The sequence below is a fragment of the Lentzea albida genome, from assembly GCF_900111005.1.
Lineage (GTDB): Bacteria > Actinomycetota > Actinomycetes > Mycobacteriales > Pseudonocardiaceae > Lentzea > Lentzea albida.
In genome coordinates this window covers 415,055-428,617 of record NZ_FOFV01000005.1, presented here as the reverse complement: position 1 = coordinate 428,617, position 13,563 = coordinate 415,055, and the positions used below count along the sequence as shown (strand labels likewise).

Here is a 13,563-nt window from a genome sequence, read left to right as displayed (position 1 = left end):
GGCCGCGCGTGAACGACTTCAAGACCGTGGTCATGACCCCGCAGATCTACCGCTACGTGCGCGAGCAGGCGGGCCAGCCGAGCGCCGTGCAGGAGAAGCTCATCGCCCGCACGGCCGAGCTCGGCGACTCGGCGGAGATGCAGATCCCGCACGAGCAGGCGGTGCTGCTGTCCCTGCTGGTCAAGCTCACCGGCGCGCAGACCGTGGTCGAGGTCGGCACGTACACCGGGTACTCCACGCTGGCGTTCGCGCAGGCGCTCCCCGCGTCCGGGAAGGTCATCACCTGCGACCTCTCGGACGAGTGGACCGCGATCGCCGAGGAGGCGTGGCACGCGGCCGGCGTGCGGGACAAGATCGACCTGCGGATCGGCGCCGCGGCGCAGACGCTGGCCGAGCTGCCGGAGGAGCCGGTCGTCGACCTGGTGTTCATCGACGCGGACAAGGTCGGGTACGTCCACTACTGGGAGCTGCTCGTGCCGCGCGTCCGGCAGGGCGGGCTGCTGCTCGCCGACAACACGCTCTACTACGGGGAGGCGGCCGACGAGCAGCCGGAGGGCAACGCGGCCGCGATCGACGCCTTCAACAGGTTCGTGCGCTCCGACTCGCGCGTGGAGTCGGTGCTGGTGCCGATCGCGGACGGCCTGACGATGGCCCGCAAGAAGTGAGGTTGTGAGCATACCGACCGGTCGGTAGGGTGGCGCCCAAGCACACAGCAGCTGCTTGGAGGCGTTCATGGCTCGTTGGGGTATCACGCTGCCGTTGATCGGTGTGCCGGTGCTGGAGCACCGCGCGCTGGTGTCCGAGCTCGCCGGGCTCGGCTACACGGACGTGTGGTCGGCCGAGACGACCGGCACCGACGCGTTCACGCCGCTGGCCCTGGCCGCGCAGTGGTCGGACGAGCTGCGCTTCGGGACGGCGATCGCGCCGGTCTACACGCGCGGGCCCGCCACGCTGGCGATGACGGCCGCGACGCTCGCCGAGGTGACCGGCGGGCGCTTCGTGCTGGGCATCGGCTCGTCCTCGCCCGCGATCGTGCAGCGCTGGAACGCCATCCCGTTCGAGGAGCCGTTCAAGCGCACGCGCGACACGTTGCGCTTCCTGAAGGCCGCGCTGGCGGGGGAGAAGGTCAGCGCCGACTACGACACTTTCTCGGTGAAGGGCTTCAAGCTGGAGCGCCCGCCTGCGGAGAAGGTGCCGATCATGCTCGCAGCGCTGCGCCCGAACATGCTGCGCCTGGCCGGACGCGAGGCCGACGGCGCCATCACCAACTGGCTCGCCGCGTCCGACGTCGCGCAGGTGCGGGCCGAGCTGGGCGAGGCGGAGCTCGCGGCACGGATCTTCGTCTGCCCGACCGAGGACGCCGACGCCGCGCGGGCGCTGGGCCGCATGCTGATCAGCACGTACCTGACCGTGCCCGCGTACGCGGCGTTCCACGACTGGCTGGGCCGCGGCGAGGTGCTGCGCCCGATGCACGAGGCGTGGGCGGCGGGCGACCGCAAGGCCGCGTCGAAGGCGATCCCGGACGCGGTCGTGGACGCGCTCGTCGTGCACGGGTCGATCGACGAGTGCCGCTCACGGGTCGCCGAGTACCAGGCCAACGGCGTCGACACGCCGATCATCGCGCTCCTCCCGACCGGCGGTGACCAGGTCGAGCAGGTGCGCGCACTGGCACCGAAGGCCTAGCGGTGGCCGGCGCGACCGAGCAGAAGATCATCGACGCGGCCGTGCGCCTGTTCGCGTCGCAGGGCTACGACGCGACCTCGGTGCAGGAGATCGTCAACGCCGCCGGGATCACCAAGGGCGCGCTGTACCACTACTTCCGCTCGAAGGACGACCTGCTCTTCGAGATCTACCGGCTGCTGATCACGGCCCAGTCCGCCGACATGGACCGGATCATCGGCCTCGGCCTGCCCGCCGGCGAGACGGTGCGCGAGATCCTCGCGTCGCTCGTCTCGTCGACCGCGGAACGGGTCGACGAGACTGCGGTGTTCGTCCGCGAGCTGCACCGGCTCGGCGAGGAGCGGATGACCGACTTCCGCGCCGAACGGCGGCGCTACCACGAGACGTTCCTCGCGGTGATCGAGAAGGGGCAGGCCGACGGCGAGTTCAGCTCCGTCGTGCCCGCCGACACGGTGGTGCGGATTGCGCTGGGCGTGGTGAACCAGCTGCCGATGTGGTTCCGGCCGGACGGGCCGAAGACCCCTGGCCGGCTGGCGGAGGAGATCGCCGACTTCGTGCTGGCCGGGCTGCGGTGACGACCGGCGGCGTGAGATCGACTTCTCGAACGGGGGGGAACCGTGGACAAGAAGCCGATCGAGTTCGGCATCGCGCCGCCGCTGCACGAACCACCGAGGTCGTCGAGGTGGCTGTGGGTGGTGCCGCTGGTCGCCGTGCCGCTGGTCCTGGGCGCGCTCGCCTTCGGCAACCACGTCCAGAACATGCTGGAGCGGACCTACGGCTCCATCGAGCCGCATGTGATGCCGTCCGAACCGCCGGTGCCATCCGCCCAGGTCGTCGTGTTCGAGGTGACGGGCGCCGGGAAGGCGTTCTCCGTGACCGCGACCGCCGGCACGTCCGTCCACACCGAGCAGGACGTGACGCTGCCGTGGACCCGGACCGTCGAGGTGCCGGCCGGCGCCCCGGCGAAGCCCGTGGTGCTCGTGGTCGTGGCGGGCCCGGACGGCGCCGAGGTGCACGGCAAGTACACGATCGCCCGCACCCCCGTGCGCGAGGGCAAGGCCTCCGGGCCCTACGGCGTGCTGACGATCACCGACTCCTGAGCGCCGCCAGCGCCTTGTCCGCGTGCGAGTTCATGCTGAACTCGCTCTTGACCACCTCGATGACCTTCCGGTCGGTGCCGATGACGAACGTGTGCCGCTTGACCGGCGTGATCCCGAACCGGCGCTTCACCCCGAACTGCTCCGCGACCTCACCGGCCACGTCGGAGAGCAGCGGGTAGTCGAAGCCGTTCAGCTCGGCGAACTGCTTCTGCTTCGCCACGTCGTCCATCGAGATCCCGACGCGCTGGGCGCCCGCCTCCTCGAACTCCTTGGCCAGGTCGCGGAAGTGACAGCTCTGCGCGGTGCACCCGGACGTCATCGCGGCGGGGTAGAAGAAGAGCACGACCGGGCCGTTCTCGAGCAGCGCGGACAGCTTGCGCTCGGTGCCGTCCTGGTCGGGCAGGGAGAAGTCGGGGGCGAGGTCGCCGGGCTTCATGGATCTCCAATACGCTCGGGCCGTGACCAGCATGTCCGACGTGGCCAAGGCCGCAGGGGTGTCCGCTGCGACCGTATCGCGCGCCCTGCGGGGCGAACCGGGCGTGTCCGAGGCGACCCGGCAGCACGTGAGCGACGTCGCGCGGCGGATGAAGTACGCGATCGCACGCGACGCCTCCTCGCTGGCCGGTGGCCGCCGGTACGCCATCGCGGTGCTGACGTCCGAGGTGAGCCCGGTGCTCGCGGGCGCGGAGGGCGCGCTGCGGCAGGCGGGGTACGACGTGCTGCTCTACGTCCTGGGCGACGCCGGCGCGCGGGCGAAGTTCTTCGACGAGCTGCCGCTGGGCCGCCGCGTGGACGGCGTGCTGCTGCTGTCGCTCACGATGTCCGCCGCCGAGCGGGCCGCGCTGGAGTCGCTGGAAGTCCCGCACGTGACGGTCGACGACACCGACCTCCGCCACGCCCTGCAGACCGCCGTGTCGCACGTCGTGTCCCTCGGCCACCGCGACGTGGCCCTGGTGCTGTCCGACGGCGAGGACGAGGGCTACGACGAGATCCTGATCTCCGCCGGGCTGCAGGTCCGTCCGGAGTGGACGGTGTGGTGCTCGCCGACCGTGGACGGCGGCGAGCAGGTGGTCGACGTGCTGCTCGACGGCGAACGCCTGCCGACGGCCGTGATCAGCTCGAACGGCGCCGCGGCGGTGGGGATCTTCCTGCGCGTGCAGCGCGACGGGCGCGCGGTGCCGGACGAGGTGTCGATCGTGTCGCTGGACGGGCAGGAACTGACCCGCGTGGTCGGGCTGACCGCCGTCGAGGGGGCGGCGAAGGAGCAGGGCGAGCGGGCCGTCGCGGACCTGTTCACGCTGATCAGGGGCGGGGAGATCGAGCCGGCGGAGCACCCGCTGCGGCTGGTCGTGAGGAACTCGAGCGGACCGGTCGCCGCGGCGGGGTGAGGTGCGGGCGCTGGGGGTTCGACGGTCGGCGGTGCGGGGGCGCCGGTCTCGACGGCCGCGCGGGATGCCAGGGGCTCGACGATTCGTGGTGTGGGCGCCTGGCCTGACGGCCTACGGCGCGCGGGTTGGTGCCGTGCCCGCCCGAAGTACTGTGACGCCATGCCCGTCGAAGAGCGCCTGACCGAGATCGCCGAACTGCCGACCACCCCCGGCTACGCCCACGCCGTGACGGTCACCGGCAGGCTCGCCTTCGTCTCCGGGCAGGTCGCGGTCGACGCCCAGGGCTGCGTGGTCGGGGTCGACGACCTCGCCGCCCAGACGCGGCAGGCGTTGAGCAATCTTCATCACGTCATGTTGAGGTTTGGCGCTGACTGGTCGGATGTCGTGAAGTTCACCTGGTTCGTGCTCGACGCGCGGGAGGTGCAGACCATTCGTGACGTGCGGGATGAAATCCTGCGGCCCGCACTGGGGAACGTGCCCAACCCGGCCAGCACGCTCGTTCAGGTGGCGGCTTTGTTCGGGCCCGATTTCCTGGTCGAGGTCGAGGCCGTCGTCGCGATTCCGGGTGACCCATCGGATGTTTGATGGAATGCAACTCCGCGCATGCCTCCGAACAGCCCTGCACCCATCGGGTGACCAGTGACCATTTGCTCTGGTAATGCGGCGCCCGCTGTGACATAGCTTGTACTCGTGGAGCAGTTGGCGCGGCTGGCGGACGCTTGGGGCGTCGCCACTCGGTACGAGAATGCGGACCAGCAAGAGGCCGTCGTCGACACCGAGGTCGTCGTCAAGGTGCTCGCCCAGTTCGGAGTCGACGCGTCCACTGAGGACTCGATCGCCCGCGAGCTCGCCGAGGTCGAACGCAGGCGGGCCGAGCAGAAGCTCCCGCCGACGATCGTCCTCCGCGAGTACGAGACGTACGACCTGCACGGCCCCGCGACCGTCGAGCTGGAGGACGGCACGTCGTTCGCCGTCGAACGGCACCTGCCCGACTCGGTCCCGCTCGGCTGGCACCGCGTCGTCACCGCCGACCAGACCGTCACGCTCGCCGTCGCGCCCCGCACGCTGCCCGAGGTCCCGCACACGTGGGGCTGGATGCTGCAGCTCTACGCCGCGCGCTCGAAGGACTCGTGGGGGATGGGCGACTTCGCCGACCTCGCGACGATCGCCCGGCGCAGCAGCCTCGAGCTCGACGCCGGCGTCGTGCTGGTCAACCCCGTGCAGGCGCCGAGCCTGACCCACCCGGTCGAGCGCTCGCCCTACTCGCCGACCAGCCGCCGCTTCGCCAACCCGCTGTACCTGCGCGTCACCGACACCGCCGAGTTCCTGCAGGCCTGCCCGCGCACCCGGCAGCTGATCCGCGACCTGCGGCCGCGCAACGAGGACCTGATCGACTACGACGCCGTGTGGGAGGCGAAGAAGCAGGCGCTGGAGCTGCTGTTCCCCGGCGGCGAGGTCGAGATGGACGCCGAGCTGGAGAAGTTCGCGACCTACTGCGCGCTCGCCGAGGTCCACGGCCCCGACTGGCGCGAGTGGCCTGAGGACCGCGCCGACGCCTCACCCGAACGGGTCGCGTTCCACGCCTGGGTCCAGCACCTCTGCACCCGCCAGCTCCAGGACGTCCGGATCGCCGCGCACGAGGCCGGCATGGCCGTCGGCGTCATCCACGACCTCCCGGTGGGCGTCGCGCCCGGCGGCGCGGACACGTTCGCCGACCCGGAGGCGTTCGCCATCGGCGTCACGGTCGGCGCGCCGCCCGACGCGTTCAGCGCGGACGGCCAGGGCTGGGGCCTGCCGCCGTGGCGCCCGGACAAGCTCGCCGAGACCGGCTACCGGCCGTTCCGGCAGGTGCTGCGCAGCGTCCTGCAGCACGCGGACGGCATCCGCATCGACCACGTCGCCGGGCTCTGGCGGCTCTGGTGGATCCCGCCGGGCGAGCCGCCGTCGCGCGGCACCTACGTCTACTACGACGCCGACGCGATGCTCGGCGTGCTCGCCCTGGAGGCGTACCGGGCGGGCGCGGTGGTGGTCGGCGAGGACCTCGGCACGGTCGAGCCCGTCGTCACGAAGACGTTGCAGGAGAACGGCATGCTCACCAGCGCCGTCCTCTACTTCCAGCGCGACTACTACGCCGAGGGCCACCCGCTGATCCCGCCGTCGCAGTGGAATCCCAACCAGATGGCGAGCATCTCCACCCACGACCTGCCCACCGCGGCGACGTTCTTCGCGGGCGAGGACGGCCCCGACTTCGACGAGCTGATGCGGCAGGAGGGCATCAAGGCCTCGGACAGGGTCGAGGGCGCCCACGAACTGCTCGCGCAGGCACCCTGCGCGTTGGTCCTGACCTCACCCCAGGACGCACTGAGGGAGACCCGGCAGCCGAACGTGCCCGGCACGATCGACGAGCACCCGAACTGGAGAATTCCCCTGCCGGTACCGCTGGACGAATTCTTCCCGCGCGTCCGCGAGATCACCCGGCCGCTGCGCAACCGAGAAAAGTGAAACTTTTGCGTAACAGCAGGTCATAGACCTGTGGAGTAGTGTGGGGCCGTCACCCGACGGCGGAAGACGAACGTTCTTGGAGGTGGCGTTACACATGAGTTCAGCCGTGAGCACGCGGAGACCGACCGGCGTGCTGGAACTGGCAGTCGAGCAGGTCCTCGCCTCGGTGAGGCCGACCGCGCTCGGCGACCCGGTGGCCGGGGCACGGCGCGCGGAGGAATCACTGCGTGACGCGCTGCGGGACGCAGGTCCCGTGGTGGAGGACAACCCCGCCCTGCAGCACGCGCTGGCGTGCGCGGAGGCCGCTTGTGAACACCTGAAGTACGTGGAGATCCAGGAGGCGCGGACGTTGCTCATGGCCGCACGTGGGCAGTTGGTGCTGGCACACGGAGCGGTCTGACCGCTGCCGGTGGTCGTCCACCGGAGCACGTCGAACTCAGGCCTGCCGGAGCGTGCCCGGTCCGGCGAGGGCCCGGGCGCTGCCGCGCGCCCCTCAGCCGTGCCGGGAGTCGTCGCGCGGCGCTGCGTTCTTGCACACGCGAGTGTGATGCCAGACCAGGGTTAGGTGGATAGGGTCGACGGGTAGTCCGCCGTTTGTGACGAGGAGCAACAGCATCGTGCGACCCTGGCCTGGAAGGCCCTACCCGCTTGGCGCTGGATATGACGGCGTGGGCACCAATTTCGCTCTTTTCTCCGAAGTCGCGGAGTACGTCGAGCTCTGCCTCTTCGACGAGGACGGCACGGAGACCCGCGTGCGGCTGCCGGAGGTGGACGGCTTCGTCCACCACGGTTACCTGCTGGGTGTCGGTCCGGGGCAGCGGTACGGCTACCGCGTGCACGGCCCGCACGACCCCGCCAGGGGCTTGCGGTGCAACCCCAACAAGTTGCTCATCGACCCGTACGCCAAGGCCATCTCCAACGGCCTCGCGTGGGACGAGTCGCTCTACGGGTACAAGTTCGGCTCGCCGGACGAGCGCAACGACGACGACTCCGCGCCGCACGTGCCGAAGTCCGTCGTGGTCAACCCGTTCTTCGACTGGACCAACGACAGGCTGCCCAGGACGCCGTACAACGAGAGCGTCATCTACGAGGCGCACGTCCGCGGTCTCACGATCGACCACCCGGAGATCCCGCCGCGGCTGCGGGGCACGTACGCCGGCCTCGCGCACCCGGTGATGATCGACCACCTCACCAAGCTGGGCGTCACCGCGGTGGAGCTCATGCCGGTGCACCAGTTCATCAGCGATCACACGCTGATCGAGCGGCGCCTCAGCAACTACTGGGGCTACAACACGATCGGCTTCTTCGCGCCGCACGACGGCTACGCGGCGCTGCCGCTCAACCAGGTGCAGGAGTTCAAGGGCATGGTCCGCGCCCTGCACCAGGCGGGCATCGAGGTCATCCTCGACGTCGTCTACAACCACACTGCGGAGGGCAACCACCTCGGCCCGACGCTGTCGATGCGCGGCATCGACAACGAGTCGTACTACCGGCTCGTGGACGACGACCCGCAGTACTACACGGACTACACGGGCACCGGCAACTCGCTGAACGTGCGCTCGCCGCACACGCTGCAGCTCATCATGGACTCGCTGCGGTACTGGGTCACCGAGATGCACGTCGACGGCTTCCGGTTCGACCTCGCGGCGACGCTCGCGCGCGAGTTCTACGACGTGGACAGGCTGGCGACGTTCTTCGAGGTCGTGCAGCAGGACCCGGTGGTGTCGCAGGTCAAGCTGATCGCGGAGCCGTGGGACGTCGGTCCCGGTGGCTACCAGGTCGGCAACTTCCCTCCACTGTGGACCGAGTGGAACGGCAAGTTCCGCGACACCGTCCGCGACTTCTGGCGCGGTGAGCCGGCGACGCTCGGCGAGTTCGCGTCGCGCATCACCGGGTCGTCCGACCTGTACCAAGACGACGGCCGCCGCCCGTACGCGTCGATCAACTTCGTCACCGCGCACGACGGCTTCACGCTGAACGACCTGGTGTCGTACAACGAGAAGCACAACGAGGCCAACGGCGAGAACAACCAGGACGGCGAGAGCCACAACCGGTCCTGGAACTGCGGCGTCGAGGGGCCGACGGACGACGAGGAGATCCTCACCCTCCGGCGGCGGCAGCGGCGCAACCTGATGGCGACCATGGTGCTCGCGCAGGGCGTGCCGATGATCGTGAACGGCGACGAGTTCGGCCGCACGCAGAACGGCAACAACAACGCCTACTGCCAGGACAACGAGGTGTCCTGGGTCGACTGGTCGCTGCTCGAGGCCAACTCCGAGCTGATGGAGTTCACCTCGGCGCTGACGGCGTTCCGCAAGGCGCACCCGGTGTTCCGGCGCCGCCGGTTCTTCGCCGGCCGCCCGATCCGCAAGGGCGAGGAGCTGCGCGACATCGCGTGGTTCACCCCGTCGGGCGAGGAGATGACCGAGCAGAACTGGGAGGACGACTTCGGCAAGTGCATCGTCGTCTTCTTCAACGGCGAGGGCATCCCCGACCTCGACTCGCGCGGCATGCGCGTGGTCGACGACTCGTTCCTGATGGCGTTCAACGCGCACCACGAGGACATCGAGGTGACACTGCCCGACGCCGAGTACGGTCCGGAGTGGAGGGTCGTCGTGGACACAGCGACCGGTGAGGTCGGCAAGGGCGAGAAGCCCATCGCGGCAGGGGAGACGCTGAACCTCACCGCGCGGTCGCTCGTCGTGCTGCAGCGGGTGGGCTGATGGGCGCGCCGTCCTCGACGTACCGCGTCCAGTTCACCCCGTCCTTCACCTTCGCCGACGCCACGGCCGTCGCGGACTACCTGGCGCGCCTGGGCGTCGGCGCGCTGTACGCGTCGCCGATGCTCGACGCGCGGGAGGGGTCCACGCACGGCTACGACGTCGTGGACCCGACCCGCGCGCGGCCCGAGCTGGGCGGTGACGAGGGCAGGGAAGAGCTGCAGAAGAGACTGCGGGAGCTCGACCTCGGCCTGGTCGTCGACATCGTGCCGAACCACATGGTCGTGCCGAACCCGTGGTGGGAGGACGTCCTCGAACACGGGCAGGCCTCGAAGTACGCGCGGTACTTCGACATCGACTGGTCCTCGGGCAAGGTGCTGCTGCCCGTGCTCGCGGAGGACGCCGAGGACGAGGTGCACGAGCACTACGTCAAGGCGAACTGGCGGCGCGGCAACACCGAGCTGAACTACCGCAGGTTCTTCGACATCACCGAGCTGGCCGCCATCCGGGTCGAGGACCCGGAGGTGTTCGAGGCGACGCACCGCGCGGTGCTGTCCTGGGGTGTCACGGGGTTGCGCATCGACCACCCGGACGGGCTCGCCGACCCCGGCGGGTACTTCCGGCGGCTGCGCGAGCACTTCGACGGCTGGCTGGTCGTGGAGAAGATCCTCGGCCCGGACGAGGAGCTGCCGCAGAGCTGGCCGGTCGACGGCACGACGGGGTACGACGCGTTGCGCGAGGTCTGCGGCGTGTTCCTCCCGCTGACGGACGCGTTCGCGGGCAACTTCCACGAGGTCGAGCACTCGTCGCGGCAACAGGTCGCGGACTCGATCCTGGTGGCCGAGGTGCGCCGGATCGCGCGGCTCGTGCAGGGCGTGGAGTTCGAGGACGCCTGCAAGGCCGTCGCCGAGGTCATGGTCAACTTCCCGGTGTACCGGTCGTACCTGCCGGAAGGCCTGCGGTACTGGGAGACGGCGGTCAGGCTGAGCAAGTCGCCTGCCGTGCGGGCGCTGGACGAGCAGGTCCGCGCCGACCCGCACGGCGAGCTGGCCACGAGGATCCAGCAGACCTCCGGCATGGTCGTCGCCAAGGGCACCGAGGACACGGCGTTCTACCGGTACACGAACTTCGTGGCGCTCAACGAGGTCGGCGGCTCGCCGGACCGGTTCGGCCTGTCGGTGGACGAGTTCCACCAGCGGGCCGCACGGCGCGAGGCCGCGGAGCCGCTCGCCATGACCGCCCTGTCGACGCACGACACCAAGCGCGCGGAGGACGTCCGGGCGCGGCTCGCGGTGCTGGCCGAGATCCCGGACGAGTACCTGGCGTTCGAGGCCGCGATGACCGGGAAGTACGGCATCTCCGAGCCGACGCTGAACCGCCTGGCGTGGCAGTCGGTCGTCGGCGCGTGGCCGCTCACCGAGGAACGCCTGGGCGCGTACCTCGAGAAGGCGTCGCGCGAGGCGAAGATCAAGACGTCGTGGGTCGACCGGAACGAGGACTTCGACGCCGAGGTGGCCGCGTGGCCCGCGAAGGCGTTGAACGAGCCCGAGGTCGCCTCCTTCGCCGAACGGATCAAGGCGCCCGGCTGGGTCAACTCGCTGGGGCAGAAGCTCGTCCAGCTCACCGCGCCCGGCGTGCCGGACGTGTACCAGGGCACCGAGCTGTGGGACTTCTCGCTCGTCGACCCGGACAACCGCCGCCCGGTCGACTACGAGGTGCGCAGGGACCTGTTGGAGCGCCTCGAATCCGGCTGGCTGCCGGAGGTCGACGACTCGGGAGCGGCCAAGCTCCTCGTGGTCCACAAGGCGTTGCAGGTCCGCAAGCGCGGCCTGCACGGGTACCGGCCGCTGCGCGCGGAAGGCCCCGCGGCCGAGCACGTGCTGGCGTTCCAGCGCTCCGGCGTGATCACGGTGGCCACGCGGCTGCCGGTCGGGCTGGAGCAGAAGGGCTGGCAGGACACGGTTCTGCCGTTGCCAGGTGCGAAGTGGACGGACGTCATTACGGGACGGCCGGCGACCGAGGACCTGGCCTCGTTGCTCGACACCTATCCGGTAGCGCTGCTCGTGCAGGGGGATCAGTGAGCTTCTCCGTCTGGGCGCCGGCGCCCGAGTCGGTGCACGTGCGGGTCGACGGCGTCGACCACGAGATGAAGCGCGACGGCGACTGGTGGCTCTCCGACGCGGAGGGCACCGACTACGCGTTCGTCATCGAGGGCAAGGCGTACCCGGATCCCCGGTCGCTGTGGCAACCCGCCGGTGTGCACGAGGCCTCCCGCGTCTACCGGCACGACTTCGAGTGGACCGACGGTGCGTGGACCGGCCGCCCGCTGCAGGGCGGCGTGATCTACGAGCTGCACATCGGCACGTTCACGCCGGAGGGCACGTTCGACGCCGCCATCGGCAGGCTGGACCACCTGGTGGACCTCGGCATCACGTTCGTCGAGGTCATGCCGGTCAACAGCTTCGACGGGGTCGAGGGCTGGGGCTACGACGGCGTCCTGTGGGGTGCCGTCCACGAGCCGTACGGCGGTCCCGACGGGTTCAAGCGGTTCGTCGACGCCTGCCACGCCCGAGGGCTCGCCGTGCTGCTCGACGTGGTCTACAACCACCTCGGGCCGTCCGGCGCCTACCTCGACAAGTTCGGGCCGTACTTCGCCGGGCGCAACGACTGGGGCCCCGGCCTGAACCTCGACGGACCGGGTTCCGACGAGGTGCGCCGGTACGTCCTCGACAACGCGCTGCAGTGGCTGCGGGACTTCCACGTCGACGGGCTGCGGCTCGACGCCGTGCACGCGCTGGCGGACCAGCGGGCGGTGCACGTCCTCGAGGAGATGGCCGTCGAGGTGGACGCGCTCTCGGCGTCGCTGGGCCGCCCGCTCACGCTGATCGCCGAGTCCGACCTGAACGACGCCAAGCTCGTGACGGCACGGGAAGGCGGCGGCTACGGCCTGCAGGCGCAGTGGTCCGACGACCTGCACCACGCCCTGCACGTCGCGCTGACCGGCGAGACCTTCGGCTACTACGAGGACTTCGCGGCGCCAGGGGCGTTGAAGAACACGCTGGAGGAGGTGTTCTTCCACGCCGGCACCTGGTCGTCGTTCCGGGAGAAGCACCACGGCAAGCCGGTCGACACGGCGCTGATCCCCGGCTACCGGTTCCTCGCGTACAGCCAGAACCACGACCAGATCGGCAACCGCGCCACCGGCGACCGGCTGACCGCGTCCGTGTCGACGGGGAAGTTGTTGTGTGCGGCGGCAATCGTGCTGTGCTCGCCCTACACGCCCATGATCTTCATGGGGGAGGAGTGGGCGGCCTCGACGCCCTGGCAGTTCTTCGCGTCGTTCCCGGACCCGGGCCTCGCCGAGGCCGTCCGGACCGGCAGGCGGCGTGAGTTCTCCCGGCACGGATGGGGAGAATCGGACGTTCCGGACCCGATGTCCCCGCAGACCGTCGAGAACTCGCGGCTGCGCTGGGACGAGGTGCGCGAAGGGGATCACGGCGTCGTCCTGGACACCTACCGCGCGTTGATCGCGTTGCGGCGCTCCCGCCCGGAGCTGGCCGATCCGCGGTTGGACAGGTTCGTGGTCGAACAGGACGGGGAGTGCCTGGTGCTGCACCGCGGTACGACCCGCGTGGTGGTGAACCTCGGCACGTCCCCCGTCCCACTGCCTCAGGGAGACGTGCTGCTGACCTCCTCGGCGATCCCGTCGTCGCTCTCACCGGAATCGTTCGCGGTGGTCGCGTCGACGTGATCCCACAGCATCTGGTCGGCCAGGTCGACGGGCCGTCCGAGGTGCGCTTGCACGAACGCCGCTACCAACCGGTCGGCGGCGACGTGCAGCTTGATGTTGTGGTGCTGGGATATGTGCACCAGCAGCTGGAACGCCTGCTGGGGTGTGCAGGGTTTGCGTGCGGCGATCAGGCCCGTGGCCTGCCCGATGACTGTCCGGGACACCAGAGCTTTGCGCAGCCCCGCCACCTCGGCCTCGAGGGCGGTGATTCTCGCGGACGACACCGCCGGCTCCTTTCGCGTCGTTCGGTCACAGCGGCATGCCGATGCGACGGACGACTGCTCTGGAAGCGCATTGCGAAGGGCGGGCACACCCAGAGCAAGCCGTCACAACGGCTTGCGGCTGGGTTCTCAACCGCGAGTGATCACCTTATCAACTGTTTC

13 protein-coding genes are annotated in these 13,563 nt (G+C 70.1%); 11 read left to right on the top strand and 2 right to left on the bottom strand.

Features of this window, described 5'->3' with window-relative positions:
- Window positions 1–8: 8 nt before the first annotated feature.
- The 4 genes from BMY74_RS16605 (at window position 9) to BMY74_RS16590 (ending at window position 2,780) form a co-directional block, all read left to right on the top strand.
- Window positions 9–665, top strand: coding sequence for an O-methyltransferase (locus BMY74_RS16605; protein WP_245786163.1), 657 nt, complete (start codon window positions 9–11; stop codon window positions 663–665).
- 67 nt (window positions 666–732) lie between these two features.
- Window positions 733–1,683, top strand: coding sequence for an LLM class F420-dependent oxidoreductase (locus tag BMY74_RS16600; RefSeq protein ID WP_089916760.1), 951 nt, complete (start codon window positions 733–735; stop codon window positions 1,681–1,683).
- Between the two features lie 2 nt (window positions 1,684–1,685).
- A complete protein-coding gene (locus BMY74_RS16595) occupies window positions 1,686–2,255 on the top strand; it encodes a TetR/AcrR family transcriptional regulator (RefSeq protein ID WP_089916757.1) in 570 nt (189 codons plus the stop codon).
- A 42-nt stretch (window positions 2,256–2,297) separates the two neighbouring features.
- Window positions 2,298–2,780: a hypothetical protein gene (locus BMY74_RS16590; RefSeq protein WP_089916754.1), complete on the top strand. Its 483-nt coding sequence runs from the start codon at window positions 2,298–2,300 to the stop codon at window positions 2,778–2,780.
- Here BMY74_RS16590 and BMY74_RS16585 read toward each other — a convergent pair.
- Complete coding sequence (locus BMY74_RS16585) at window positions 2,767–3,216, bottom strand: peroxiredoxin (RefSeq protein ID WP_089916752.1); 450 nt, start codon at window positions 3,214–3,216, stop codon at window positions 2,767–2,769. The two genes, BMY74_RS16590 and BMY74_RS16585, sit on opposite strands and share 14 nt — an antisense overlap.
- 31 nt (window positions 3,217–3,247) lie before the next feature.
- Between BMY74_RS16585 and BMY74_RS16580 the strand changes: the two genes are divergently transcribed.
- The 7 genes from BMY74_RS16580 to treZ all read left to right on the top strand — a co-directional run bounded on the left by BMY74_RS16580 (window position 3,248) and on the right by treZ (window position 13,141).
- On the top strand, window positions 3,248–4,168 hold the full coding sequence (locus BMY74_RS16580; protein WP_089916979.1) for a LacI family DNA-binding transcriptional regulator: 921 nt from the start codon (window positions 3,248–3,250) through the stop codon (window positions 4,166–4,168).
- Between the two features lie 159 nt (window positions 4,169–4,327).
- On the top strand, window positions 4,328–4,753 hold the full coding sequence (locus tag BMY74_RS16575) for a RidA family protein (protein WP_089916749.1): 426 nt from the start codon (window positions 4,328–4,330) through the stop codon (window positions 4,751–4,753).
- 105 nt (window positions 4,754–4,858) lie between these two features.
- Window positions 4,859–6,670: a 4-alpha-glucanotransferase gene (locus BMY74_RS16570; RefSeq protein ID WP_089916747.1), complete on the top strand. Its 1,812-nt coding sequence runs from the start codon at window positions 4,859–4,861 to the stop codon at window positions 6,668–6,670.
- A gap of 94 nt (window positions 6,671–6,764) precedes the next feature.
- Window positions 6,765–7,070 carry a hypothetical protein gene (locus tag BMY74_RS16565; protein ID WP_177229775.1) on the top strand — a complete coding sequence of 102 codons (306 nt, stop codon included), beginning with the start codon at window positions 6,765–6,767 and terminating at the stop codon, window positions 7,068–7,070.
- A gap of 217 nt (window positions 7,071–7,287) precedes the next feature.
- Window positions 7,288–9,393: a glycogen debranching protein GlgX gene (gene glgX, locus BMY74_RS16560; RefSeq protein WP_089916976.1), complete on the top strand. Its 2,106-nt coding sequence runs from the start codon at window positions 7,288–7,290 to the stop codon at window positions 9,391–9,393.
- Window positions 9,393–11,471: a malto-oligosyltrehalose synthase gene (treY, locus tag BMY74_RS16555; RefSeq protein ID WP_089916741.1), complete on the top strand. Its 2,079-nt coding sequence runs from the start codon at window positions 9,393–9,395 to the stop codon at window positions 11,469–11,471. Before glgX ends, treY begins: the two co-directional genes overlap by 1 nt.
- The gene (gene treZ / locus BMY74_RS16550) at window positions 11,468–13,141 is read left to right on the top strand and encodes a malto-oligosyltrehalose trehalohydrolase (RefSeq protein ID WP_089916739.1); all 1,674 of its coding nucleotides are present in this window, start codon (window positions 11,468–11,470) and stop codon (window positions 13,139–13,141) included. The genes treY and treZ overlap by 4 nt, the downstream gene beginning before the upstream one ends.
- On the opposite strand, the gene BMY74_RS16545 is transcribed toward treZ, so the two are convergent.
- The gene (locus BMY74_RS16545) at window positions 13,060–13,404 is read right to left on the bottom strand and encodes an ANTAR domain-containing protein (protein ID WP_089916736.1); all 345 of its coding nucleotides are present in this window, start codon (window positions 13,402–13,404) and stop codon (window positions 13,060–13,062) included. The genes treZ and BMY74_RS16545 overlap by 82 nt on opposite strands.
- Window positions 13,405–13,563 lie beyond the last annotated feature (159 nt).

Excerpts from the sequence above, each read along its gene's own strand:
- BMY74_RS16600 (WP_089916760.1), top strand. The coding sequence starts at position 733 with ATGGCTCGTTGGGGTATCACGCTGCCGTTGATCGGTGTGCCGGTGCTG.
- BMY74_RS16585 (WP_089916752.1), bottom strand. The coding sequence starts at position 3,216 with ATGAAGCCCGGCGACCTCGCCCCCGACTTCTCCCTGCCCGACCAGGAC.
- BMY74_RS16580 (WP_089916979.1), top strand. The coding sequence starts at position 3,248 with ATGTCCGACGTGGCCAAGGCCGCAGGGGTGTCCGCTGCGACCGTATCG.
- BMY74_RS16575 (WP_089916749.1), top strand. The coding sequence starts at position 4,328 with ATGCCCGTCGAAGAGCGCCTGACCGAGATCGCCGAACTGCCGACCACC.
- BMY74_RS16565 (WP_177229775.1), top strand. The coding sequence starts at position 6,765 with ATGAGTTCAGCCGTGAGCACGCGGAGACCGACCGGCGTGCTGGAACTG.
- treY (WP_089916741.1), top strand. The coding sequence starts at position 9,393 with ATGGGCGCGCCGTCCTCGACGTACCGCGTCCAGTTCACCCCGTCCTTC.